The 22,629-nt window shown below is 67.5% G+C and carries 23 protein-coding genes and 1 pseudogene; 10 read left to right on the top strand and 14 right to left on the bottom strand.

Annotation, left to right across the window (positions count from 1 at the left end):
- Nucleotides 1-75: 75 nt before the first annotated feature.
- The 4 genes and pseudogenes from argB to coaBC all read right to left on the bottom strand — a co-directional run bounded on the left by argB (nt 76) and on the right by coaBC (nt 4,135).
- Entirely contained in the window at nt 76-978 is a 903-nt protein-coding gene (gene argB / locus PT85_RS12000; protein WP_039561327.1) for an acetylglutamate kinase, read from the bottom strand.
- An 86-nt stretch (nt 979-1,064) separates the two neighbouring features.
- Nucleotides 1,065-2,447: pseudogene (locus PT85_RS11995) on the bottom strand (phosphomannomutase/phosphoglucomutase); the annotation flags it as partial.
- A gap of 15 nt (nt 2,448-2,462) precedes the next feature.
- Entirely contained in the window at nt 2,463-2,918 is a 456-nt protein-coding gene (gene dut / locus PT85_RS11990) for a dUTP diphosphatase (protein WP_027590192.1), read from the bottom strand.
- An 8-nt stretch (nt 2,919-2,926) separates the two neighbouring features.
- Nucleotides 2,927-4,135 carry a bifunctional phosphopantothenoylcysteine decarboxylase/phosphopantothenate--cysteine ligase CoaBC gene (gene coaBC / locus PT85_RS11985; protein WP_039606738.1) on the bottom strand — a complete coding sequence of 403 codons (1,209 nt, stop codon included), beginning with the start codon at nt 4,133-4,135 and terminating at the stop codon, nt 2,927-2,929.
- A gap of 164 nt (nt 4,136-4,299) precedes the next feature.
- On the opposite strand from coaBC, the gene radC reads away from it, so the two are divergent.
- The 3 genes from radC (at nt 4,300) to rpmG (ending at nt 5,588) form a co-directional block, all read left to right on the top strand.
- Nucleotides 4,300-4,974, top strand: coding sequence for a RadC family protein (gene radC, locus PT85_RS11980; protein ID WP_039606737.1), 675 nt, complete (start codon nt 4,300-4,302; stop codon nt 4,972-4,974).
- Between the two features lie 211 nt (nt 4,975-5,185).
- On the top strand, nt 5,186-5,422 hold the full coding sequence (rpmB, locus tag PT85_RS11975; protein ID WP_027590190.1) for a 50S ribosomal protein L28: 237 nt from the start codon (nt 5,186-5,188) through the stop codon (nt 5,420-5,422).
- Nucleotides 5,423-5,432: 10 nt separating this feature from the next.
- Nucleotides 5,433-5,588: a 50S ribosomal protein L33 gene (gene rpmG, locus PT85_RS11970; protein WP_003464575.1), complete on the top strand. Its 156-nt coding sequence runs from the start codon at nt 5,433-5,435 to the stop codon at nt 5,586-5,588.
- A 201-nt stretch (nt 5,589-5,789) separates the two neighbouring features.
- Here rpmG and PT85_RS11965 read toward each other — a convergent pair whose 3' ends face one another.
- Nucleotides 5,790-6,980: an alpha-hydroxy acid oxidase gene (locus tag PT85_RS11965; protein ID WP_039606736.1), complete on the bottom strand. Its 1,191-nt coding sequence runs from the start codon at nt 6,978-6,980 to the stop codon at nt 5,790-5,792.
- A gap of 201 nt (nt 6,981-7,181) precedes the next feature.
- Here PT85_RS11965 and PT85_RS11960 point away from each other — a divergent pair, with 201 nt between their 5' ends.
- Nucleotides 7,182-8,672, top strand: a complete 1,491-nt coding sequence (locus tag PT85_RS11960; RefSeq protein ID WP_039606735.1) for an aldehyde dehydrogenase — start codon at nt 7,182-7,184, stop codon at nt 8,670-8,672.
- A 174-nt stretch (nt 8,673-8,846) separates the two neighbouring features.
- Here the strand turns inward: PT85_RS11960 and PT85_RS11955 are convergent, their stop codons facing one another.
- Nucleotides 8,847-10,385: a phospholipase D family protein gene (locus PT85_RS11955; RefSeq protein WP_027590187.1), complete on the bottom strand. Its 1,539-nt coding sequence runs from the start codon at nt 10,383-10,385 to the stop codon at nt 8,847-8,849.
- Between the two features lie 29 nt (nt 10,386-10,414).
- On the bottom strand, nt 10,415-11,374 hold the full coding sequence (locus tag PT85_RS11950) for an AraC family transcriptional regulator (protein ID WP_039606734.1): 960 nt from the start codon (nt 11,372-11,374) through the stop codon (nt 10,415-10,417).
- A gap of 150 nt (nt 11,375-11,524) precedes the next feature.
- Here PT85_RS11950 and PT85_RS11945 point away from each other — a divergent pair, with 150 nt between their 5' ends.
- Entirely contained in the window at nt 11,525-12,850 is a 1,326-nt protein-coding gene (locus tag PT85_RS11945) for a tetratricopeptide repeat protein (protein WP_039606733.1), read from the top strand.
- A gap of 3 nt (nt 12,851-12,853) precedes the next feature.
- On the opposite strand, the gene PT85_RS11940 is transcribed toward PT85_RS11945, so the two are convergent.
- Together PT85_RS11940 and PT85_RS11935 are read right to left on the bottom strand one after the other, a co-directional pair.
- The gene (locus PT85_RS11940) at nt 12,854-14,152 is read right to left on the bottom strand and encodes an NAD(P)/FAD-dependent oxidoreductase (RefSeq protein ID WP_039606732.1); all 1,299 of its coding nucleotides are present in this window, start codon (nt 14,150-14,152) and stop codon (nt 12,854-12,856) included.
- A gap of 73 nt (nt 14,153-14,225) precedes the next feature.
- Nucleotides 14,226-14,714 carry an Lrp/AsnC ligand binding domain-containing protein gene (locus PT85_RS11935; RefSeq protein ID WP_027591898.1) on the bottom strand — a complete coding sequence of 163 codons (489 nt, stop codon included), beginning with the start codon at nt 14,712-14,714 and terminating at the stop codon, nt 14,226-14,228.
- Between the two features lie 134 nt (nt 14,715-14,848).
- Here PT85_RS11935 and PT85_RS11930 point away from each other — a divergent pair, with 134 nt between their 5' ends.
- The 4 genes from PT85_RS11930 (at nt 14,849) to PT85_RS11915 (ending at nt 17,795) form a co-directional block, all read left to right on the top strand.
- Nucleotides 14,849-16,150, top strand: a complete 1,302-nt coding sequence (locus PT85_RS11930; RefSeq protein ID WP_039561300.1) for a D-amino acid dehydrogenase — start codon at nt 14,849-14,851, stop codon at nt 16,148-16,150.
- Between the two features lie 46 nt (nt 16,151-16,196).
- A complete protein-coding gene (locus PT85_RS11925; RefSeq protein WP_039561298.1) occupies nt 16,197-16,553 on the top strand; it encodes a RidA family protein in 357 nt (118 codons plus the stop codon).
- Nucleotides 16,554-16,668: 115 nt separating this feature from the next.
- Nucleotides 16,669-17,217 carry a cupin domain-containing protein gene (locus tag PT85_RS11920; RefSeq protein ID WP_027591315.1) on the top strand — a complete coding sequence of 183 codons (549 nt, stop codon included), beginning with the start codon at nt 16,669-16,671 and terminating at the stop codon, nt 17,215-17,217.
- 155 nt (nt 17,218-17,372) lie between these two features.
- A complete protein-coding gene (locus tag PT85_RS11915; protein WP_027591314.1) occupies nt 17,373-17,795 on the top strand; it encodes a c-type cytochrome in 423 nt (140 codons plus the stop codon).
- A 166-nt stretch (nt 17,796-17,961) separates the two neighbouring features.
- On the opposite strand, the gene xpt is transcribed toward PT85_RS11915, so the two are convergent.
- A complete protein-coding gene (gene xpt, locus PT85_RS11910) occupies nt 17,962-18,534 on the bottom strand; it encodes a xanthine phosphoribosyltransferase (RefSeq protein WP_027591313.1) in 573 nt (190 codons plus the stop codon).
- Between the two features lie 212 nt (nt 18,535-18,746).
- On the opposite strand from xpt, the gene PT85_RS11905 reads away from it, so the two are divergent.
- Nucleotides 18,747-19,385 carry a peroxiredoxin gene (locus PT85_RS11905; protein WP_039561296.1) on the top strand — a complete coding sequence of 213 codons (639 nt, stop codon included), beginning with the start codon at nt 18,747-18,749 and terminating at the stop codon, nt 19,383-19,385.
- A 28-nt stretch (nt 19,386-19,413) separates the two neighbouring features.
- On the opposite strand, the gene PT85_RS11900 is transcribed toward PT85_RS11905, so the two are convergent.
- The 4 genes from PT85_RS11900 to PT85_RS11885 all read right to left on the bottom strand — a co-directional run bounded on the left by PT85_RS11900 (nt 19,414) and on the right by PT85_RS11885 (nt 22,612).
- Nucleotides 19,414-19,707: a cyd operon YbgE family protein gene (locus PT85_RS11900; RefSeq protein WP_052237667.1), complete on the bottom strand. Its 294-nt coding sequence runs from the start codon at nt 19,705-19,707 to the stop codon at nt 19,414-19,416.
- Nucleotides 19,697-19,813, bottom strand: a complete 117-nt coding sequence (gene cydX / locus PT85_RS17565) for a cytochrome bd-I oxidase subunit CydX (RefSeq protein WP_027591310.1) — start codon at nt 19,811-19,813, stop codon at nt 19,697-19,699. Before cydX ends, PT85_RS11900 begins: the two co-directional genes overlap by 11 nt.
- Before the next feature lie 68 nt (nt 19,814-19,881).
- A complete protein-coding gene (cydB, locus tag PT85_RS11890) occupies nt 19,882-21,027 on the bottom strand; it encodes a cytochrome d ubiquinol oxidase subunit II (protein WP_039606731.1) in 1,146 nt (381 codons plus the stop codon).
- Between the two features lie 10 nt (nt 21,028-21,037).
- On the bottom strand, nt 21,038-22,612 hold the full coding sequence (locus tag PT85_RS11885) for a cytochrome ubiquinol oxidase subunit I (protein ID WP_039606730.1): 1,575 nt from the start codon (nt 22,610-22,612) through the stop codon (nt 21,038-21,040).
- Nucleotides 22,613-22,629 lie beyond the last annotated feature (17 nt).

The following is a 22,629-nucleotide window of genomic DNA, read 5'->3' as shown; positions in this document are numbered from 1 at the left end:
CGCGAATGAATTCGCTCCCACGGTCCACATGAAAAAGGGGAGCCCTCGGGCTCCCCTTTTTGCATTCCGACCGCCTCAGGCGGGACGGTTGTTGGTGATCAGCGTGCCGACGCCGGAGTCGGTGAAGATCTCCAGCAGCACCGCGTTGGGCACGCGGCCATCCACGATGTGCGCGCTGTGCACGCCACCCTGCACGGCTTCCAGGGCGCAGCGGATCTTCGGCAGCATGCCGCCGTAGATGGTGCCGTCGGCGATCAGGGCATCCACCTGCTCGGTGGACAGGCCGGTCAGCACCTTGCCCGACTTGTCCATCAGACCGGCGATGTTGGTCAGCAGCATCAGCTTCTCGGCCTTCAGCGCCTCGGCCACCTTGCCGGCCACCAGGTCGGCGTTGATGTTGTAGGACTCGCCGTCCTTGCCCACGCCGATCGGCGCGATCACCGGGATGAAGTTGCCGTTCACCAGGCGGTTGATCAGTTCGGCGTTGATGCTTTCCACCTCGCCGACCTGGCCGATGTCGATGATTTCCGGCTGGGTCATTTCCGGGGTCTGGCGGGTCACCTTCAGCTTGCGGGCGCGAATCAGGTTCGCGTCCTTGCCGGTCAGGCCGAGGGCCTGGCCGCCGTGGCGGTTGATCAGGTTGACGATGTCCTTGTTCACCTGGCCGCCGAGCACCATTTCCACCACGTCCATGGTGGCGCTGTCGGTGACGCGCATGCCGTCGATGAAGTGGCTCTCGATGGACAGGCGCTTGAGCAGGTCGCCGATCTGCGGGCCGCCGCCGTGCACCACCACCGGATTGATGCCCACCGCCTTCATCAGCACGATGTCGCGGGCGAAGCCGGTCTTCAGCTCGTCGCTTTCCATGGCGTTGCCGCCGTACTTGATCACCAGCGTCTTGCCGACGAAGCGGCGAATGTAGGGCAGCGCCTCGGACAGGACCTTGGCGACTTGGGCGGCATCATCACGGCTGAGCATGCGGAACTCCGATGGAACCAATCAGGGTAGGGGGCGAATAACGGCAATTAGACGCCAGGGTGTCGGGAAAAGTCAGCGACGCCGCCTCAGAAAGGCAGCGTCAGGTCGGGGGCGACGCGTTGCAGGCGTTCGCGGAACACCGCCTGGATGCGCGCCAGTTCCTCGGCGTTCTCCGCCTCGAAGCGCAGCACCAGCACCGGCGTGGTGTTCGAGGCGCGCACCAGGCCCCAGCCGCGCGGGTAATCCACGCGCACGCCGTCCAGGGTGGCCACATCGGCGTCGGCGCCCCAGTCGGACTCGACCTGCAGGGCGGAAATGATGCCGAACTTGCTCTCGTCGGTGACCTTCACGTTGATCTCCGGCGTGGCCAGATCGCCCGGGAAGCCGGCGAACAGTTCGTCGGCGCCCTGCGCCTGATGGCTGAGGATCTCCACCAGACGGGCACCGTTGTACAGGCCGTCGTCGAAGCCGAACCAGCGTTCCTTGAGGAACATGTGGCCGCTCATCTCGCCGCCCAGCAGGGCGCCGGTTTCGCGCATCTTCTTCTTGATCAGCGAGTGGCCGGTCTTCCACATGCGCGGCTGGCCGCCGTGGCTGCGCACCTGCGCGGCCACATGGCGGGTGCACTTCACGTCGTAGATGACTTCCGCGCCAGGGTTGCGCGACAGCACGTCACGGGCGAACAGCATCAGCAGGCGGTCGGCGAAGATCATGTTGCCCCGCTCGGTGATGACCCCCACGCGGTCGGCGTCGCCGTCGAATGCCAGGCCCAGGTCGGCCTGTTCGGCGCGTACGCGCTCGATCAGGTCTTCCACGTTTTCCCGATGGCTCGGGTCCGGGTGGTGGTTGGGGAAGGTGCCGTCCACCTCGCAGAACAGCGGGATGACGGTGCAGCCGATGGCTTCGAACAATTCCTGCGCCACCACGCCGCCGACGCCATTGCCGCAGTCGATCACCACCTTCATCGGGCGCGCCAGCTTCACATCGTTGCGGATGTAGTCCACATAGGCCGGCAGGATGTCGACCTCTTCCACGCGGCCCTGGCCGCTGGCCAGGTCACCGCTGTCGATACGGGTCTTGAGGGCGGTGATCTGCTCGTTGGCCAGGGTGTCGCCGGCCACCACGATCTTGAAACCGTTGTAGTCCGGCGGGTTGTGGCTGCCGGTGATCATGATGCCGGTGCGGCCGGGCAGGGTGTTGGTCGCGAAATACAGCACCGGAGTCGGCACCATGCCCAGGTTGCTGACCTGGCAGCCGCAATCCACCAGGCCGCGGATCAGCGCGTCGAGCAGCTCGGGGCCGGACAGGCGACCGTCGCGGGCCACGGCCACGCGCGGCTCGCCCTTGGCCAGGCTTTCCGAACCGACGGCGCGGCCCAGCCAGTAGGCGGTTTCGGCGTTCAGGGTCTGGCCGACGATGCCGCGCACGTCATAGGCGCGGAAGATGCTGGCCGGAAGGTTGGGTGCTTGCATGTCGAGTTCCTTTCAATGGCTGCCGGAATGGCCGAAACCACCCGCGCCGCGTTCACTGTTGTTGAATTCGTTGACCAGCTCGAAATGGGCCTGGACCACCGGCACCAGCACCAGCTGGGCCAGGCGCTCGCCGACCTTGAGGGTGAAACTGTCGTTGCCGCGGTTCCAGCAGGAAACCATCAGCTCGCCCTGGTAGTCCGAGTCGATCAGCCCGACCAGGTTCCCCAGCACGATGCCGTGCTTATGGCCCAGGCCCGAGCGCGGCAGGATCAATGCGGCCAGGCCGGGATCGGCGATGTGGATGGCGAGGCCGGTGGGAATCAGCACGGTCTGGCCGGGCTCCAGGGTGAGGTCGTCCTGGAGCATGGCGCGCAGGTCGAGGCCGGCAGAGCCGGGCGTGGCGTAGCTGGGCAGCGGGAAGTCGCTGCCCAGCCGGGGATCGAGGATCTTGGCTTGCAGGGCGTGCATGAAGGGTCTCAGCGGGCTTGGTAGCGGTCGGCGATGAAGGTGATCAGCTGGCGGGCGATCTTGCCCTTGCTGGTCTGGGCGAAGGCGGTCTGCCGCAGCTGGCGGTCGATGACGGTAATGGCGTTCTCTTCGCTGTTGAAGCCGATGCTGGGGTTGGCGACGTCGTTGGCGACGATCAGGTCGAGGTTCTTGGCCTTGAGCTTACCCGAGGCGTATTCGAGCAGGTTCTCGGTCTCGGCGGCAAAGCCGACGCTGAACGGGCGATCCGGCCGGCCGGCCAGGGTGGCCAGGATGTCCGGGTTGCGCACCATCTGCAGGTACAGGCCATCGCCACTGTTGGGGTCTTTCTTGAGCTTGTGCGCGGCCACCACTTCCGGGCGGTAATCGGCCACGGCGGCGGCGGCGATCAGGATATCGGCCGGCATGCTGGCTTCGCAGGCGGCCAGCATGTCACGGGCGCTGACCACGTCGATGCGCTGCACGCGGTCCGGGGTGGGCAGGAACACCGGACCGCTGACCAGCGTCACCTGGGCGCCGGCTTCCACCGCCGCTTCGGCCAGGGCGAAGCCCATCTTTCCGGAGCTGTGGTTGGTGATGTAGCGCACCGGGTCGATGTTTTCCTGGGTCGGCCCGGCGGTGATCAGCAGGCGCACGCCATCCAGCACGTTGCGCTGGAAGCAGTCGGCGGCCCGTTGCGCCAGATCGTCGGCTTCCAGCATGCGGCCCATGCCGATGTCGCCGCAGGCCTGGCTGCCGGCGCCGGGGCCGAACAGGCGAATGCCGCGCTGCTGGAGCAGTTCGGCGTTGGCCTGGGTGGCCGGGTCGCGCCACATGGCCTGGTTCATGGCCGGCGCCAGCGCCACCTGGGCGTCGGTGGCCAGCACCAGGGTGGTCAGCAGGTCGTTGGCGATGCCCTGGGCCAGGCGCGCCATCAGGTCGGCGGTGGCCGGGGCGATCAGCACCAGGTCGGCCCAGCGCGCCAGTTCGATGTGGCCCATCGCCGCTTCGGCGGCGGCGTCCAGCAGGTCCAGATGCACCGGGTGCCCGGACAGCGCCTGCAGGGTCAGCGGGGTGATGAACTCCCGGCCGCCCTGGGTCATCACCACGCGCACTTCGGCGCCCTGGTCGCGGAGCCTGCGTACCAGTTCGGCACTTTTATAGGCGGCAATGCCGCCGCCCACACCCAGGACGATGCGTTTCCGATACAACCGCTGCATAGCCTGCCTTTTATAGAGGGATAAGGAGAGGGGGACGCGGCACGCTGCCGCGCATGCGGTGGGCTACGATAGCACAGCCCTCGGGGGGCTTCGGAGCGGTTAGCGGCGCGTTTTTTCCAGCCGGGAATACGGATTTCCCCCCCCCACGACGACAAGGAGACGTCATGAGCATTCGCAACTGGCCGGCGGCCGAGCGGCCACGGGAAAAACTGTTGGAACAGGGACCGGCGGCGCTGTCGGATGCCGAACTGCTGGCCATTTTCCTGCGCACTGGCGTGGCCGGGCGCAGCGCCGTCGATCTGGCGCGGCACCTGCTCAGCGAGTTCGGCAGTTTACGGGCCCTGCTGGAGGCGGATCTGCCCAGCTTCAGCGCCCATCTGGGCCTTGGGCCGGCCAAGTACGCGCAGCTGCAGGCCGTGCTGGAGATGGCGCGCCGGCATCTGGCGGAGCGTTTGCGCCGCGACTCGGCGCTGGAGAGCCCGCAGGCGGTGCGCGACTACCTCAAGGCGCAGCTGCGCCACGAGCAGCACGAGGTGTTCGGTTGCCTGTTCCTGGATGCGAAACATCGGGTGCTCGCCTACGAGGCGCTGTTTCGCGGCACCATCGACGGCGCCAGCGTCTATCCCCGACAGGTGGTCAAGCGTGCGCTGGTGCATAATGCCGCCGCGCTGATCCTCACCCACAACCATCCGTCCGGCGTAGCCGAGCCGAGCCAGGCGGACCGGGTGCTGACAGAGCGTCTCAAGGAGTCGCTGGCGCTGGTGGATGTGCGGGTGCTGGACCACTTCATCGTGGGTGACGGCGAGCCGCTGTCGATGGCCGAGCGGGGCTGGATGTGAGGGTTCGCCGTGTGTGGCACGCCATGGCAATTCTTGCGAGCCACTAGACCTTCTGGTATAAAGCAGCGCTCTTTTCTGGGGGCCCGGTTCCTGCTCGCGCAGTGGCCGCCGAACGACCCCGGCGAATCTGGCGCCCAGCGCGTCAAAAGAAGCAGAGATCAAGCGGCCAACCCATGCCGGGTTGGGCATGTGGTTTATAGAGGGCTGAGGCATGTCGAGAGTCTGTCAAGTTACCGGTAAGGGTCCGGTAACCGGGAACAACATTTCCCACGCTAACAACAAAACCCGTCGTCGTTTCCTGCCGAACCTGCAGCACCACCGTTTCTGGGTCGAGTCCGAGAAGCGTTTCGTGCGTCTGCGTGTTTCCGCCAAGGGCATGCGCATCATCGACAAGCGCGGCATCGACGCAGTTCTGGCTGAACTGCGCGCTCGCGGCGAGAAGGTATAAGGAGACTGTCATGCGTGAACTGATCCGTTTGGTGTCCAGCGCCGGTACCGGCCACTTCTACACCACCGACAAGAACAAGCGCACCACTCCCGACAAGATCGAAATCAAGAAGTTCGATCCGGTTGTGCGCAAGCACGTGATGTACAAGGAAGCCAAGATCAAGTAATTGATCGGCTTTCGCTGAAAGAGCCCGCTTCGGCGGGCTTTTTCATGCCTGGGATTTTTGCATCAGGGGCGCCCTTTTCGGCGGCCAACTGCGTTGAACTCCTCCCCGCCGTTGCGGCCGACCGGTGGCCAACGGTCGGCATGGGCAATTGTAGGGTGGTCAATGCCTCGCATTGGCCACCAATCCGCCGCAACGGGCCGTTCAGCCCACCAATACCGACCGCAACGCCAGCAACTTGCTGCGATCCAGCTCCGCCAGCCTGGGCGTACCCACCAGCCCCAGCACGCGGCGCAGTTCCTGCTCCAGCAGGTTCAGCGCGTGGGCCGCGCCGGCCTGGCCGCCGACCGCCACGCCGAACAGGGTGGCGCGACCGAGCAGCACGGCGTCGGCGCCCAGCGCGCAGGCCTTGGCGATGTCGCTACCGCGGCGGATGCCGCTGTCCAGCAGGATGGCCAACTGGCCGCGCACGGCCTCGGCAATCGCCGGCAGGCAGTCGAGAGTGGCAGGCGCGCCATCCAGTTGGCGGCCGCCATGGTTGGTCACCACGATGCCGTCCAGGCCCATGGCCACGCAGCGGCGGGCGTCGGCGGCGGTCTGCACGCCCTTGAGGATCAGCCGGTGCGGCCAGCGCGTGCGCAGTTGCGCCAGGCTGTCCCAGCAGAGGCCCGTCTCCATCTTGTGGGCCATGAAGTGCGCGGCGCCGGCGGTGTTGCTGGCATCCGCCGGCAGATAGGGCAGCAGGTTGCCCATCTTCGGCATGCCCTGCGGCCACAGCGCCTGGCGAATCCAGCCCGGGTGGCGCAGCACGTCGAACTTGTTGCGCCAGGTGAGCTGCAGCGGGCGGGCGAAGTTGCGCCGATCCCACTCGCGGTTGCCGATCAGCACCGCGTCGCTGGTCAGCAGCAGGGTGCGCACCCCGGCGGCCTCGGCGCGGCGCAGCAGGTCTTCCTGTACGTCGGCGTCATTGAGCCAGTAGAGCTGGAACCACAGCTCGCCATCCGGCACGGCGGCGGCCACTTCCTCCAGCGAGTTGCTGGACACGGTGCTCAGGCTGAATGGCATACCCTTGTCACGGGCGGCGCGGGCCAGGGCGATGTCGGCGTCCTTGTGCAGCATGCCGTTGAAGCCGGTCGGGCCGATGGCCAGCGGCAGCGGCCGGGTGGTGCCGAACAGCGGGCGGGAGGTGTCCAGCTCGGCGCAGGAAATCAGCGTCGAGGGGAGCAAGCCGATGTCGGCAAACGCCTGGCGGTTGCGGCGCAGGGTGATTTCTTCCTCGGCGCCGCCGGCCAGGTACTCCCAGGCGAAGTTCGGCAGCCGGCGGCGGGCCATGTGTTCCAGTTCGGCGATGCTCTGGGCCTGATCGAAACGGGTGTCGGAGCGGTAGCGGCGCATGAATGATCCTGATACGGCAAGGCGGACGGCCGACAGGTTACCCGAGCGTGCCGCTGGTCGGCAGAGGCGTTACTGCCAAAGCGGGCGGCTAGGCTGAATCGTTTGATAAAACACACGCATAGACGGTTGCGTCAAAAATATTGAAAAGGCCGCGCCCTCTGCGTAGGGTTCGAGGCCGTAATCCCTTCAGAGGAACCTGCCATGAGCCAGACCCGCCAGGACTGGGAGCGTCGCGCCCGCGAGCTGCGCATCGAGACGCGTGCCTTCATCGACGGCCACTACCGCGCGGCGGTGGAGGGCGACACCTTCGACTGCCAGAGCCCAATCGACGGGCGCAGCCTCGGCCAGGTGGCCAGCTGCGGGGTGGCGGATGCCGAACTGGCTGTGCAGGTGGCGCGCGAGCGCTTCGAGTCCGGCGTCTGGTCGCGGCTGGCGCCGGTCAAGCGCAAGCAGGTGATGATCCGCTTCGCCGAACAGCTCGAGGCGCATCGTGAGGAGCTGGCGCTGCTGGAAACCCTGGACATGGGCAAGCCGATCACGGACGCGCTGAAGGTGGACATTCCTGCCGCCGCACGGGCGATCCGCTGGAGCGGCGAGGCGATCGACAAGCTCTACGACGAGGTGGCGGCCACCCCCCACGACGAGCTGGGGCTGGTCACCCGCGAGCCGATCGGCGTGGTGGCGGCCATCGTGCCCTGGAACTTCCCGCTGCTGATGGCCTGCTGGAAGCTCGGTCCGGCGCTGGCCGCCGGCAACTCGTTGGTGCTCAAGCCGTCGGAGAAGTCGCCGCTCACTGCGATCCGCGTCGCGCAGCTGGCGGTCGAGGCCGGCATTCCCGCCGGGGTGTTCAACGTGCTGCCCGGCTATGGCCACACCGTCGGCAAGGCGCTGGCCCTGCACATGGAGGTGGATTGCCTGGTGTTCACCGGCTCCACGCGCATCGCCAAGCAACTGATGATCTACGCCGGCGAGTCCAACATGAAACGCGTCTGGTTGGAGGCCGGCGGCAAGAGCCCGAACATCGTCTTTGCCGATGCGCCGGACCTGCAGGCCGCGGCCGAGGCGGCCGCCAGCGCCATCGCCTACAACCAGGGCGAGGTGTGTACCGCCGGCTCGCGCCTGCTGGTGGAAAACAGCATCAAGGACGACTTTGTCGCCCGGGTGGTGGAGGCCCTCAAGACCTGGGAGGTGGGGTGCCCGCTGGACCCGGCCACCAAGGTCGGCGCCCTGGTGGACAAGCAGCAGATGGAAACCGTGCTCGGCTACATCGAGGCCGGGCATCGGGACGGCGCGAAGCTGCTATGCGGCGGCCAGCGGCTGCTGGAAGACAGCGGTGGCACCTACGTGGCGCCGACCCTGTTCGACGGCGTGGACAACGCCATGAAGATCGCCCGCGAGGAGATCTTCGGCCCGGTGCTCTCGGTACTCGGCTTCGACAGCGACGAGGAGGCGGTGCGGATCGCCAACGACACGCCCTATGGCCTGGCGGCGGGTGTATGGACCAGCAACCTGTCGCGCGCCCATCGGGTGGCCAAGGCGCTGCGCGCCGGCAGCGTGTGGGTGAACCAGTACGACGGCGGCGACATGACCGCGCCGTTCGGCGGCTTCAAGCAGTCCGGCAATGGCCGAGACAAGTCGCTGCACGCTTTCGACAAGTACACCGAGTTGAAGGCGACCTGGATCAAGCTGTAGCAGCCCGCGCCCCGCCGCGCCGTGCCGGCGCGATGGTGGACAAGAACGGCGTTGTCCACCCTACGCCTGTCGCACCGTAGGGTGGATCGCGCTCCACCGATCCACCAAGCGCGCCACGCGGCGCGGCATGGCGGGCGGCACGGCGCTGACCGGCCCACGATCCGCCAATCACAGCTACAGCATCTTCTCCAGCCCCAGCCGGCGCGCCAGCCAGGCGTGCAGGTGGCGCCACAGGCTGCCGGGCTCGCGGCGCAATGTTTTCAGCTCGCCATCCTCGTCGGTGGCCAGCCAGACCAGTCGGTCGCCGTCGAAGGCCACCTGGTAGCTCACACCGTGGCTCATACCCTCCAGCAACAGCTCGCGCACCTGTTCGGCCAGCGCCGGGCTGTCGACCAGCACCCCGACCTCGGTGTTCCACAGCACCGAGCGCGGATCGAAGTTGAACGAGCCGATGAACACCTTGCGCCGGTCGATGACCAGCGCCTTGCTGTGCAGGCTGGACTCCGACGAGCCGCCGAAGCTGTAGCTGCTTTCCTCGTCGGGCTGGCGCCGCAGCTCCCATAGCTGGATGCCAGCCTTGAGCAGACTGCGCCGGTAGGGCGCATAGGCGCCGTGGACGATGGGCACATCGGTGGCTTCCAGCGAATTGGTCAGCAGGCGCACATCCACGCCGGCCCGGGCCGTCTGACTCAGGTTGAGCAGCCCCTGCCGCGCCGGAATGAAATAGGAGGACACCAGCAGCAGCTCCTCACGCATGTCCTGCAGGTGGGGCTCCAGCTGGGTGATCAGCAGCCATTCGGGATCCGGCTCGGCCTGGGCCAGCAGCTTGTTCGGCGCATCCCACAACGCCAGGCCGTGGGCCCAGGTGAGGGCCTTCAGCCAGTTTCCCAGCTGCGGCGCGTGGCGGTAGTCCACCAGGCGTGCGTAGCGCTGCGGGTCCTGCTGGCGGGCCCGGGCGATGTCGTTGGCCAGCCGCTTCCGCGCCTTGACGAGTTGCGGCGCCTCCGGCTCGCGGCGCAGGAAGTGCTTGAGCGGCACGCTCAGCCGGTGGTTCCAGTACTGGTCAAAGCTCACCGCCAGCTGCGCGGCCACCGGGCCGCCGGCCAGCAGGTCGATGTCGGTGAAGTTCAGGTAGGGCTCGGCATCGAAATACTCGTCGCCCAGGTTGCGCCCGCCCACGATGGCCAGGCTGCTGTCAGTCAGCCACAGCTTGTTGTGCATGCGCCGGTGCTGGCGGTTGAGGTTGAACAGCCGGCCGAGCAGGCGCGTGGGGCCGGTGGTGCGCCCCACGTGCAACGGATTGAACACGCGCACCTCGATGTTCGGATGCGCAGCCAGCACGGCGATCTCGTAGTCGCGGCCGTCGCTGGTCAGGTCATCGAGCAGGATGCGCACCCGCACGCCGCGGTCGGCCGCGGCCAGCAGTTCCTGCACCAGCAGGCCGGTGCTCAGGCCGTCGTGGAAGATGTAGTACTGCAGGTCCAGGCTGCTGCGCGCAGCGCGGATCAGCTCGGCGCGGGCGCGAAAGGCGTCGTCGCTGGCGGCCAGCAGGTAGAAGCCGGAATGCCCGCGTGGCTGGCTGGTCGCCTCCCGGGCCAGCCGCTCGGACAGCGGCGAGTCGCCTGGCTGCAGCGCCTGGCTGGTGCGGGGCGGTTCGGCGAGGCTGGTACAGCCGGCCAGGCTCAGCAGGCCGAGCAGCAGGAGTAGGCGCACCGGGTTTCCTTGTCGGCGGGGCGGTCCTCTCAGCGTAGCGGCGGATTGGCGCTGTGCTGGCGACGCCAAGTGGCCGGGGGCACACCGAAGTGGTGACGGAAGGCGCGATTGAGCGCCGCTTCCGAGCCGTAGCCGACGTCGGTGGCGATGCGCGCCAGCCCACGGCCTTCACGCAACTGGCGGGCCGCCAGCTGCAGACGCCAGGCGCACAGGTAGCGCATCGGCGGTTGTTCGAGCAGGTGCGTGAAACGCGCGGCGAACGCCGAGCGCGACAGGCCCACCGCGCGCGCCAGCGCCTCGGTGGTCCAGGGTCGGCCCGGTTCGCCGTGCAGCAGGGCCAGGGCGCGGCCGATCTGCGGGTCGCGCAGCCCGGCCAGCCAGCCGCTGTGCGTCTCGGGCAGGGTCTCCAGGTAGCTGCGCACCGCCTCGATGAACAGCAGTTCGGCCAGGCGGGCGAGCACGTCGGCCGAGCCGGGGTGCTGGCCGGCCACTTCCGCGACGGCGCGGCGAAACGACAGGTCGATCCAGGTGCCCGGCGCCACGCGCAGGCCAAGGCTGGCCGGCAGCAGGCGCAGCAGCGGGTTGTCCGGCACCTCGCAGCCGATGAAGCCGCAGATCAGCCGCGTGCGCGCCCCGCCGCCGCCGTGGCGCAGGCGCGCCAGTCCGCCTCCCAGCGCGGGTTGCACCAGCGGCTCGATACGTTGCGCGGGCAGCCGTGGGTCGCTGCTCAGCACATGGGGCGGGTTGCGCGGCAGTAGGATGATCTCGCCGGCGCCCACCGCCAGCGGCGGCTGGCCGTCCAGGCCGAGCCACAGGCGACCGTCGAGCACGTAGTGGTAGGCCATCAGGCAGGCGGGTATCTGCCCGGGCAGCGGGCAGTCCTCGGGGCCGACCTGGGCGCGGATGCTCCAGGGTTCGGTGAACTCGGCCTGCAGGAAGGCCCCCGCGCACAGGCGCACGGCTTCGAGCAGCTGGGACAGCGCATCCACAGGGGCCTCACGTTCATCGTCAGCCGGCGGCTGGATCAAGAATGCCGGCGGCCAGGCTATAGGCGGCCACCGGCCTCCTTTCTAACGTAGCACCCACGCGCCCGGCACGACGGCGCCGGACGCGACGACGGCTAGCATGAGGATTTCATCATGACCATGCGTGATCAACTGGGGCTGGCGATGTCCGGCGCCGACACCAACAGCCTGGCCTGCTACCAGAGCGCCCTGGCCCACTTCCAGTGTTACGTCGGCGACCCGCTGGCCGAGCTTGACGATGCCTTGGCGCAGCGCCCGGAGCTGCTCATGGCCCACGTGCTGAAGGCCTGGCTGAACCTGCTGGGCACCGAAGCCCAGGGCCTGGCGGTGGCCGCCGAGGCGCACCGCGCGGCCAGCGCCCTGCCGGGCAATGCCCGCGAGCGCGCTCACCTGGTGGCGCTCGGCGAACTGCTGGCCGGCCGCTGGCACGCTGCCGGCCGGGTGCTCGAGGACCTGACCATCGCCTGGCCGCAGGACATCCTGGCCCTGCAGGCCGGCCATCTGATCGACTTCTACACCGGGCAGCAGCGCCTGCTGCGCGACCGCATCGCCCGGGCGCTGCCGGAGTGGCAGGCGGAGATGCCGGGCTATCACGCGCTGCTCGGCATGCACGCCTTCGGCCTGGAGGAAAACGCCGACTACACCGGCGCCGAGCGCGCCGGGCGGCGCGCCGTGGAGCTGCAGCCGCGCGACGGCTGGGGCCAGCACGCGGTGGCCCATGTGCTGGAGATGCAGAACCGCACCGACGAGGGCATCGCCTGGATGCGCGAGCGGGTGACGTACTGGGCCGGCGACAGCTTCTTCCAGGTGCACAACTGGTGGCACCTGGCGCTCTACCACCTGGATCGGGAAGAGATCAACGAGGTGCTGGCGCTGTTCGACGGGCCGATCTTCGGCGGCCGCTCCCCGCTGGCGCTCGACCTGGTGGATGCCTCGGCGCTGCTCTGGCGCCTGCAGCTGCTGGGCGTGGAGTTGGGCGCGCGCTGGCAGCCGCTGGCCGACCTGTGGGAGGCGCATGCCGATGCCGGCAACTATGCCTTCAACGATGCCCACGCGCTGATGGCATTTCTTGGTGCCGGTCGCGACCCGGCCATCGAGCGGTTGTTCGCCGCCCAGCGGCGCGCCCTGGCCGGCGACGGCGACAACCGGCAGTTCACCGCCGAGGTGGGCCAGCCGCTGTGCCAGGCCATCCAGGCTTTCGCCAGCGGCGAGTATGCCGAGTGTGTGCGTCTGCTGCGCCCGTTGCGCCTGATCGCCCCGCGCTTCGACGGCAGCCACGCGCAGCGCGACCTGCTCGATCTGACCTTGCTGGAGGCGGCGCGCCGCAGCGGACAGGAGGCCCTGGCGCGGGCGCTGGTCAACGAGCGGCTGCAGCTGCGCCCGGACAGCCTGCAGACCCGCCGGCTGGCGCTGCGCCTGGCCCCGGCGCGCGCGGCGTAGCCGCTACAGCAGTTCCTTCAGGCGATACCAGAGCATGCCCAGCGCCAGCAGGGGCGAGCGCAGGTGACGGCCGCCGGGGAACGTCAGGTGCGGCACCCGGGCGAACAGGTCGAAGCCGCCGCCCTGCTGGCCGGCGATGGCTTCGGCCAGCAGCTTGCCGGCCAGGTGGGTGGCGTTCAGGCCGTGGCCGGAGTAGGCCTGGGCGAAGTAGACGTTGTCCCGCCCCGGCAGGCGGCCGATCTGCGGCAGGCGGTTGGCGCCGATGCCGATCATGCCGCCCCACTGGAAGTCGATGCGCACGTCGGCCAGCTGCGGGAACACCTTGAGCATCTTGGGCCGCATGTAGGCGGCGATGTCTCGCGGGTCGCGGCCGGAATAGTGGCAGGCACCGCCGAACAGCAGGCGGTGATCGGCGGACAGACGAAAATAATCCAGCGCCACGCGCTGGTCGCACAGCGCCATGTTCTGCGGGATCAGCTGGCGGGCGCGCGCTTCGCCCAGCGGCTCGGTGGCGATGATGTAGCTGCCGGCGGGCAGCACCTTGCCGCCCAGGGTCGGCTCCAGGTCGCCCAGGTAGGCGTTGCCGGCCAGCACCAGGCTGTCGGCTTCCACCTGGCCCTGCGGCGTGTGCACACGCACCCGGGCGCCGTAGTCCAGGCGGGTGACCGGCGACTGCTCGAACAGGCGCACGCCGAGCTGCGCGGCGGCCGCCGCCTCGCCGAGCGCCAGGTTGAGGGGATGCAGATGGCCCGAGCCCCGGTCGATCATGCCGCCCACGTAGCGTTGGGAGTCGATCACTTGCGGCAGCTCCGCCGCGTCGAGCAGGCGCAGCTCGTGCGGGTAGCCGAGGGCGAGCAGATCCTCGCGTTCGGCGGCGAAGTCCTCCAGATGCGCGGGCGTGTTGGCCAGGTCGCAATAACCCCAGGTCAGGTCGCAGTCGATGGCGTGGCGTTCGATGCGCCGGCGCACCAGCTGCACCGCCTCCAGCCCCATGCGCTTGAGTTCGCGCACGCCGTCGGCGCCGAGTTGGGGGGCGAAGCGTTGCAGGTCGTGGCCCAGGCCGCGAATGAGCTGGCCGCCATTGCGGCCGCTGGCGCCCCAGCCGATCTGCCGGGCTTCCAGGAGGATCACCGACAGGCCGCGCTCGGCCAGTTCCAGCGCGGTGTTCAGACCGCTGAAGCCGCCGCCGACGATGCACACATCGGCGCGCTGGCCGCCTTGCAGGGTGGGGAATTCCAGCGAGCGGTTGCGGCTGGCGGCGTAGTAGGACGGGGCGTGCAAGTGTGGCGGCGCGGCGCTCATGTGCGGAATTCCGTGGCGGCTGTGCGGGAATTTTTACGCAGGGTAGTCGCCACGCCGGCTCGCCGACAAGCTGTTATCCCGGAACCGGCAGTTGCAGGGTTTCTTTCAGCTCCTCCATGACGATGTAGCTCTTGGATTCGCGCACATGGGGCAGCTTGAGCAGGATGTCGCCGAGCAGCTTGCGGTAGGAGGCCATTTCCGAGATGCGCGCCTTGATCAGGTAGTCGAAGTCGCCGGACACCAGGTGGCACTCCAGCACCTGCGGCAGCTTGAGCACGGCGCGGCGGAATTCCTCGAAGATGTCCCCGGACTTGTAGGCCAGGTTGATTTCCACGAATACCAGCAGACCGGCCTTGAGCGTGTGGGGATTGAGCCGCGCGCTGTAGCCGAGGATCACCCCTTCGCGCTCCATGCGCCGCACCCGCTCGGTGCAGGGCGTGGTGGACAGACCGACCCGCTCGCCCAGCTCGGTGAAGGAAATCCGCCCCTCCTCCTGCAGGATGCGCAGGATGTGACGGTCGATCTTGTCCAGTTCACGACGCACCTGGTGTTCGCTGCGCATAGTGAATCTTCCTGTGTGAAGCGGATTGGCTGAAGGTTTATCGCCAATATAGTTCGCTAAATGGTGAATAACACCAGCCAGCAATTCGTAGACTCGGCTCATCACAAGTGGGCTCCAACAGCGGGGAGGTCGCGATGCGCGTACTGGTACTGGGTGGCGGTGTCATCGGCACGGCGAGTGCCTACTATCTGGCCCGTGAGGGCTTCGAGGTGGTGGTGGTCGACCGCCAGCCCGGGCCCGCGCTGGAAACCAGCTACGCCAACGCCGGCCAGGTGTCACCCGGCTATGCCGCGCCCTGGGCCGCGCCCGGCGTGCCGCTCAAGGCCATCAAGTGGCTGTTCCAGCGCCACGCGCCGCTGGCGATCCGCTTCACCGCCGACCCGGCCCAGTACCTGTGGATGGCGCGCATGCTGCGCAACTGCACGGCTGCGCGTTACGCGGTCAACAAGGAGCGCATGGTGCGCCTGGCCGAGTACAGCCGCGATTGCCTGGACGAGCTGCGCGCCGAAACCGGCATCGCCTACGAAGGGCGCCAGCTGGGCACTACCCAGCTGTTTCGCAGCCAGGCGCAGCTGGACGCGGCGGCCAAGGACATCGCCGTGCTGGAACGCAGCGGCGTGCCCTACGAACTGCTCGACCGCACCGGCATCGCCCGCGTCGAACCGGCGCTGGCGACGGTGACTGATCGGCTGGCCGGCGCCCTGCGCCTGCCCAACGATCAGACCGGCGACTGCCAGCTGTTCACCTCGCGGCTGGCCGAGCTGGCGCGCGGCCTGGGGGTGGAGTTCCGTTTCGGGTGCTCGCTGCAGCGCTTCGAGCAGCAAGGCGGGCGCATCACCGGCGCCTGGATCGATGGCCGCCTGGAGACCGCCGACCGCTATGTGCTGGCGCTGGGCAGCTACAGTCCGCAACTGCTCGCGCCGCTGGGCATCCGCCTGCCGGTCTACCCGCTCAAGGGCTACTCACTGACGGTGCCGATCAGCAATCCGGACGCAGCCCCTGCCTCGACCATCCTCGACGAGACCTACAAGATCGCCATCACGCGCTTCGACCAGCGCATGCGGGTCGGCGGCATGGCCGAGATCGCCGGCTATGACCTGCGGCTGAACCCGCGCCGGCGGCAAACCCTGGAGATGGTCACCCACGATCTCTACCCGCACGCCGGCGAGCTGGCGCGGGCCGAGTTCTGGACCGGCCTGCGTCCGGCCACCCCGGACGGCACGCCCCTGGTCGGCGCCACGCCGCTGGGCAATCTGTTTCTCAACACCGGACATGGCACCCTCGGCTGGACCATGGCCTGCGGCTCCGGGCGGCTGCTGGCTGACCTGCTGGCCCGCAAGCGGCCGCAGATCCGTACCGACGGGCTGGATCTATTCCGCTACACCGGTGGTGGCTCACGGGCCTCCGGCACTGGCGAGCCGCTGTCGGCGCACTGAACGGTTCCGCTAGACTGCGCCGACTTCCCCGCACCGGAGCCCGGTCATGTCCATTGAGCGTCTGCACGTCGCCTCGCGTTACAGCGAGGCGGTTATCCATAACGGCGTGGTGTACCTGTCCGGCCAACTGGCCGATGACCTGTCCGGCGACATCCGCCAGCAGACCCGCGAGACCCTCGCCGCCATTGACCGCCTGCTGACCGAGGCCGGCAGCGACAAGACCCGCATCCTGTCCGCCACCCTCTATCTGCGCGATATCGACGCCGACTACGCCGGCATGAACGCCGAATGGGACGCCTGGGTCGCTCCGGGCGCCGCGCCGGCGCGCGCCACGGTGCAGGCCCGCCTGTATGCCCCGGAGGTGCGGGTGGAGATCCAGATCGTCGCTGCGCAGGCGGGCTAGCGTCGTCCGGACTTCACGGCGACGGGCGCACGCAACGGCTGTTGTAAATACTGAACACTGTTGCCATGATACCGCGCACTTTTTGCCCGTCCCGTTCCGGAGGAGGAACCTGTCATTGGACGTCGGTGTTCGACTGCAATCCATTCGCAAGATGAAGGGTCTTTCCCAGCGTGAGCTGGCCAAGCGCGCCGGGGTGACCAACAGCACCATCTCGATGATCGAGAAGAACAGTGTCAGCCCCTCCATCAGTTCGCTGAAAAAGGTGCTGTCGGGCATTCCGATGTCGCTGGTGGAATTCTTCTCGCTGGACCTGCAGGAAGAAAACCGCACCCAGGTGGTCTACAAGGCCGACGAGCTGATGGACATCGGCGGCGGCTCGGTCGCCATGCGCCTGATCGGCAAGGCCTTCCCCAACCGCGCCCTGTCCATGCTCGACGAGACCTACCCGCCGAACAGCGACACCGGCGAGGAAATGCTCTACCACGAAGGCGAGGAAGCCGGCGTGCTGGTCGCCGGTCGCCTGGAACTCACGGTGGGCGACGAGGTGTACGTGCTGGAATGTGGCGACAGCTACTACTTCCAGAGCAACCAGCCGCACCGTTTCCGCAATCCCTATGAAGTACCCGCCCGGCTGATCAGCGCCACCACGCCGGCGAACTTCTGAAGCCCGCAAGGCCCGCGACGCCGCGGGCTGTGCGACGCAATGCCGCAACCCTGCATTGGCCGCGGGGTTGTTTCGGCGGGTCGGCCTTGCCGTTATACTGTCGCCCGCTCGCGAACCGTGGCCGCGAGCGTTTCTAGCCACGATGAGGGTGTAAGGTGAACTGGACTAAGAAGATTCTGGTGGCCAACGCTGCCGTATTGGCCCTGTGGGCGGTGAGCGCTCAGGCTACGACCAATGAAGCGATCGCCGAGCGTCTGAAGCCGGTGGGCGAAGTCTGCATCCAGGGTCAGGAGTGCAAGGGCGTGGGTGCCGTTGCCGCCGCCGCTGGTGGTGCCGCACGCAGTGGCGCCGACGTGGTCGCCAAATTCTGCAACGCGTGCCATGGCACCGGCCTGCTGAACTCGCCGAAGAACCATGACACCGCCGCCTGGAAGGCCCGTGCCGATGCCAAGGGTGGTCTGGACGGTCTGGTGAAGAGCGCCATCGCCGGCCTGAATGCCATGCCGCCGAAGGGCACCTGCAGCGACTGCTCCGATGACGAGATGCGCGCTGCCATTCAGGAAATGTCCGGCCTGTAAGCCGAGCTTCCTGCATGAAAAAGCCGCCCGAGGGCGGCTTTTTCGTTTGCGGGACGCAGGCCGCTGTGGCGGCGGCATGGTGGACAGGGAAAGCGCTGTCCACCCTGCGTGTGAGCGACGCAGTCCTATGGCGGTCGGCGTCGTTCCGGCCGCCGTTCGGGGTCGCTTAATCGATGAACGTCACCTGGCCACCTTCCAGCGACTGGATACGCGCCAGAGACTCGATGCGCAGGCCCATGCCTTCAAGTTCGGCGCGACCGGGCTGGAAGGACTTTTCGATGACGATGCCCAGGCCGGCGACGCTGGCCCCGGCCTGCTGGATGATCGACACCAGCCCCTTGGCCGCCTGGCCGTTGGCGAGGAAGTCGTCGATCACCAGCACGCGGTCGCTCGGGCTCAGGTAGCGCGCGGCGACGGCGATGGTGCTCTCCACCTGCTTGGTGAACGAATACACCTGGGCGGTCAGCAGATCGTCCTTGAGGATCAGGGAGCGGTGCTTGCGGGCGAAGACCACCGGCACGCCCAGCTCCAGGCCAGCCATCACCGCGGGCGCGATGCCGGAGCTTTCCAGGGTCAGGATCCGGGTGACGCCGGCGTCGCGGAAACGCCGGGCGAATTCCTGGCCGATCTGATGCATCAGCAGCGGGTCGATCTGATGATTCAGGAAGGTATCGACCTTCAGTACCTGATCGGACAACACCACACCGGCGGTGCGGATCTTTTGTTTCAACAGTTCCACGGAGGGACTCCGGCTTCGCGAGAAAGCCGCGCATTCTCGCTGATTCCCCGTCGCGCCAAAAGCGGCCCGGACTTCAGCCGGTCTGTTTTTTTTGGACGGAATGTCCGCTTATTCCTTATTTGAATAAATAAATTTTTATTTATTCTTTTTCTTTTTCGTCACGCGGCGGCAGATTGGATCGCACTTCCTCACGACCCCCAGGAGTTGCAACCATGAGCATCCGCCTCGGCGACATCGCCCCCGACTTCGAACAGGAATCCAGCATCGGCCGCATCCGCTTTCACGAGTGGCTGGGCGACAGCTGGGGCATCCTGTTCTCCCACCCGGCCGACTTCACTCCGGTGTGCACCACCGAACTGGGCTTCACCGCCAAGCTGCAGGACGAATTCGCCAAGCGCAACGTCAAGGCCATCGCCCTGTCGGTGGACCCGGTGGATTCCCACATCCGGTGGATCGATGACATCAACGAGACCCAGAACACCCGGGTGAACTTCCCGATCCTGGCCGACGCCGACCGCGCTGTATCCGAGCTGTACGACCTGATCCACCCGAACGCCAGCGACACCCTGACGGTGCGCTCGCTGTTCGTCATCGACCCGAACAAGAAGGTGCGCCTGACCATCACCTACCCGGCCAGCACCGGTCGCAACTTTCACGAGATTCTGCGCGTGGTGGATTCGCTGCAGCTCACCGACAACTACAAGGTGGCCACCCCGGCCAACTGGCAGGACGGTGACGAGGTGGTGATCGTGCCGTCCCTGAAGGACGAGACCGAGCTCCGCGAGCGCTTCCCCAAGGGCTATCGCGCGGTGCGTCCGTACCTGCGTCTGACGCCGCAGCCCAACAAGTAGTCGGCCTTCCGGTGGCGCAGCGCTGTTCTCAGCCCTGCGCCTGCCAGAGGATCAGGTAACCCAGCCCCATCAGCAGCCAGCCGCCCAGCGGATGGAACAGCGTGCGCCACAGGCGGCTATGCGGATCGAAGCCGACGCCGTGGATGAAGCCGTTGGAGATGCCCCACATCACCAGCATCAGCAGGCTGTGGCTGTAGCCGCCTTCGGCATCCAGCATGGCCGCCGGGTGGATCAGCAGCAGCAGCGCCAGCGGCGTGGCCAGCAGCAGGGAGGCGGCGCGGCTGGCGCCGCGTCGCAACCAGGGGCGGGTGTCACTCGCCACCGACGGTTTCCTCGTCGAGGTTCTGGGTGGTTTCCAGCCACAGGGCATTGATGATGCCGAAGCTGCACGCCAGCAGTACGCCGAGAATCCAGGCGAAATACCACATGTTCGTTCTCCTTGGCCCTGAGCGGGCGCGTCTGGCGGCCGGTGCGCACGGCTCCGGCCGCCGGGGTTTCAGTACAGGCCGTGCGGGTTGGCGTCGATGGTCTGGCTGGTCACGCGGCCCCACATGCGGATGTAGCACCACAGGGTGTAGAGCAGGATCAGCGGCACGAAGAGGGCGGCCACCACCAGCATGATGCCCAGGGTCTTCTGGCTGGAAACCGCGTCCCAGAGCGTGAGGCTCGAGGCCGGATCGATGCTCGACGGGAACACGAAGGGGAACAGCGCGAAGCCGGCGGTGCAGAGGGTGCCGACGATCGCCAGGCTGCTGCCCAGGAAGGCCACGCCGCCACGGTTGAACTGCGCGCCGAGCAGCGCCAGCAGGCCGCCGGCCAGGCCGAGCAGCGGGGCGACGCGGGTCAGCGGGTACTGGGCGTAGTTGGCCAGCCAGCCGCTGTTATCCATGACCACCTGTTTGTGCAGCGGATTGAGCGCCAGGCCCAGGTCGGCGAAGCCGCCGGCCAGGCGCATGCCCGGCAGGCCGCCGAGGATCAGCCACAGGCCGGCGCCGCCGAAGGTCAGCAGGAACAGCAGGGCGCAGAGGCGGGTGGCCAGGCGCGAACGCTGGTGCAGCCCGGCGTCGGTGCGCAGCATCAGCCAGGCGCCGCCGTGGGCGCAGAGCATGCTCAGGCTGACCAGGCCGGCGAGCAGGGCGAACGGGTGCAGCAGGCCGAAGAACGAGCCTTCATAGCTGGAGCGCATCAACTCGTCGAGGCGGAAGGGCAGGCCGAGGAACAGGTTGCCGAAGGCCACGCCGAACAGCAGCGCCGGTACCGCGCCGCCGGTGAACAGCGCCCAGTCCCAGGCGTTGCGCCACTTCTGATTCTCCAGCTTGCTGCGGTAGTCGAAGCCGACCGGCCGGCAGAACAGCGCGAACAGCACCAGCAGCATCGCCCAGTACAGCCCGGAGAAGGCCACCGCGTAGACCATCGGCCAGGCAGCGAACAGCGCGCCGCCGGCAGTGATGAACCACACCTGGTTGCCATCCCAGTGCGGGGCGATGGTGTTGATCGCCGCGCGCCGCTCGTTGTCGGTCTTGCCAACGAAGGGCATCAGCGCCATGGCGCCCATGTCGAAGCCGTCGGTGAGGGCGAAGCCGATCAGCAGCACGCCGATCAGCACCCACCAGAGCAGTTTCAGGGTTTCGTAATCGAACATGGCAATCTCCTCAGGCCTTGGCCGCTTGGGCGGCGGCCAGACGCTCGAAGTGGTAGCGGCCGGTGTGCAGGCTGGACGGGCCGAGACGGGCGAACTTGATCATCAGGTACATCTCGATCACCAGCAGCAGGCTGTAGAAGGCAATCAGCGCGACCAGCGAACCCCAGACGTCGCCGCTGGACAGGCTGGAGGCCGACAGGTGGGTGGGCAGCACCTCGCCGATCGACCAGGGCTGGCGGCCGTGTTCGGCCACGTACCAGCCGGTCTGCGCGGCGATCCACGGCAGCGGCAGGGCCAGCAGGGCGAAGCGCAGCAGCCACGGCTTGTCCTCGGCGTTGCGCTTGACCGACGCCCAGCTGGCCACCACGAACAGCAGCAGCATCAGGAAGCCGGAGGCGACCATGATCCGGAAGGTCCAGAACAGGCTGGGCACATGCGGGATGGTGTCCAGCGCGGCCAGCTTGATCTGCTCCTCGCTCGCGTCCACCACGTTGGCGGTGTACTTCTTCAGCAGCAGGCCGTAGCCCAGGTCCTGCTTGACCTCGTTGAAGGCGGCGATGGCTTCCGGCGACTTGTCACCGGCGCGCAGCGCCTCGAGCCGCGCATAGGCGGTCATGCCGTTGCGAATGCGCCCCTCGTGCTCGGCGATCAGGTCCTTGATGCCCTTGACCTCCTCGTCCAGCGAGCGGGTGGCGATCAGCCCCAGCGCGTAGGGGATCTTCACCGCGTAGTCGGTGCGCATCTCCTCCTGGTTGGGCAGGCCGAACAGGGTGAAGCTGGCTGGCGCCGGGTGGGTGTCCCATTCGGCCTCGATGGCGGCCAGCTTGGTCTTCTGCACGTCGCCGATTTCGTAGCCGGATTCATCGCCAAGAATGATCACCGACAGCGACGCAGCCAGGCCGAAAACCGCGGCGATGGCGAACGAACGGCGGGCGAAGCCGAGGTCGCGCTTCTTCAGCAGGTACCAGCTGGAGATCGCCAGCACGAAGATCGCGCCGGTGACGTAGCCGGCCGACACGGTGTGCACGAACTTGACCTGCGCCACCGGGTTGAACAGCAGCGCGCCGAAATCCACCAGCTCCATGCGCATGGTCTCGAAGTTGAACTCCGAGCCGACCGGGTTCTGCATCCAGCCGTTGGCGATCAGGATCCACAGCGCCGACAGGTTGGAACCCAGCGCCACCAGCCAGGTGACAGCCAGGTGCTGCACCTTGGAGAGGCGGTCCCAGCCGAAGAAGAACAAGCCGATGAAGGTCGATTCGAGGAAGAACGCCATCAGCCCCTCGATGGCCAGTGGCGCGCCGAAGATGTCACCCACGTAGTGGCTGTAGTAGGCCCAGTTGGTGCCGAACTGGAATTCCATGGTCAGGCCGGTGGTGACGCCCAGGGCGAAGTTGATGCCGAACAGCTTGCCCCAGAACTTCACCATGTCCTTGTAGACCTGCTTGCCGGTCATCACATAGACCGACTCCATGATGGCCAGCAGGAAGGCCAGCCCCAGGGTCAGGGGCACGAACAGAAAGTGGTACATCGCGGTCATGGCAAATTGCAGACGCGACAGGTCGACGACGGTTTCCGAGATCATCTCGGCGCCTCCTCGGG

This window comes from Pseudomonas flexibilis, from assembly GCF_000806415.1.
Lineage (GTDB): Bacteria > Pseudomonadota > Gammaproteobacteria > Pseudomonadales > Pseudomonadaceae > Serpens > Serpens flexibilis.
Note: the sequence above shows the minus strand (reverse complement) of the source record. Positions and strands in the feature narration are given on the sequence as shown.